The organism is Paraburkholderia piptadeniae, from assembly GCF_900007165.1.
In the GTDB taxonomy this organism is placed as follows: Bacteria; Pseudomonadota; Gammaproteobacteria; order Burkholderiales; family Burkholderiaceae; genus Paraburkholderia; species Paraburkholderia piptadeniae.
This window is the reverse complement of sequence record NZ_CYGY02000165.1, coordinates 1-1,243: the sequence shown is the minus strand read 5'-3', so window position 1 is coordinate 1,243 and position 1,243 is coordinate 1. Positions and strand designations below refer to the sequence as shown.

General features: G+C 64.8%; 1 protein-coding gene. It reads right to left on the bottom strand.

The annotated features are described in order from the left end of the window. Positions 1-1,243: acyl-CoA dehydrogenase family protein (locus tag BN2476_RS43825; RefSeq protein ID WP_143811235.1), on the bottom strand; the 1,243-nt coding region annotated here is incomplete at both ends.

Below are 1,243 nucleotides of genomic sequence, written 5' to 3'. Positions count from 1 at the left end.
TCGTTCGCCTGGATCGCTGTCGTGCCTTCGTAGATCGGCAGGATGCGCGCGTCGCGGTAGTACTGCGCCGCGCCCGTTTCCTCGATGAAGCCCATGCCGCCATGTACCTGCACGCCGAGGCTCGTCACGTCGATCGACAGCTCCGTGCTCCAGCCCTTCACGATCGGCACCAGGTACTCGTAGATCGCCTGATGTTCGGCACGCTTCGCTTCGTCGGGGTGACGGTGCGCGAAATCGCAATGCGACGCCGCGACATACGCGAGCGTACGCGATGCCTCCGTGAGTGCGCGCATCGTTGCGAGCATGCGGCGCACGTCCGCATGATGGATGATCGACACGGCCTGCTTCGCCGAGCCATCGACGGGCCGGCTCTGCACGCGCTCCTTCGCGTACGCGACGGCCTTCTGGTACGCGCGGTCCGACACGGCGACGCCCTGCATGCCGACGGCAAAGCGCGCCGCGTTCATCATGATAAACATGTACTCGAGCCCGCGATTCTCCTCGCCGATCAGATGACCGATCGCGCCACCGTGATCGCCGAACTGCAGCACGGCCGTCGGGCTCGCCTTGATGCCAAGCTTGTGTTCGATCGACACGCAATGCACGTCGTTGCGCTCGCCGAGCGAGCCATCGTCGTTGACAGTGAACTTCGGCACGACGAAAAGCGAAATGCCCTTCACGCCTTCGGGCGCATCCGGCGTACGCGCGAGCACCAGATGCACGATGTTCTCCGCCATGTCGTGCTCGCCCCACGTGATGAATATCTTCGTGCCGAACAGCTTGTACAAACCGTCGCCCTGCGGCTCGGCACGCGTGCGCACCAGCGCGAGATCGGAGCCCGCCTGCGGCTCGGTGAGATTCATCGTGCCCGTCCACTCGCCGGAGATCAGCTTCGGCACGTAGGCGCGTTTCTGTTCTTCGCTGCCTGCCGTGAGCAGCGCCTCGATTGCGCCGTCCGTCAGCAGCGGGCACAGCGCGAACGACAGGTTCGACGCATTGAGCATCTCGATGCAGGCCGCAGCGATCAGCTTGGGCAGCCCCTGGCCTTCGTATTCGACGGGATGCTGCACGCCCTGCCAGCCGCCCGCGGCGAACTGGCGAAACGCATCGGCGAAACCGGGCGTGGCCGTGACCACGCCGTCTTTCCAGCTGCTCGGGTTCCGGTCGCCTTCTACGTTCAGCGGCGCCAGCACTTCGCCGCACAGTTTCGCGGATTCTTCGATCACGGCCTGAGCCGCTTCAA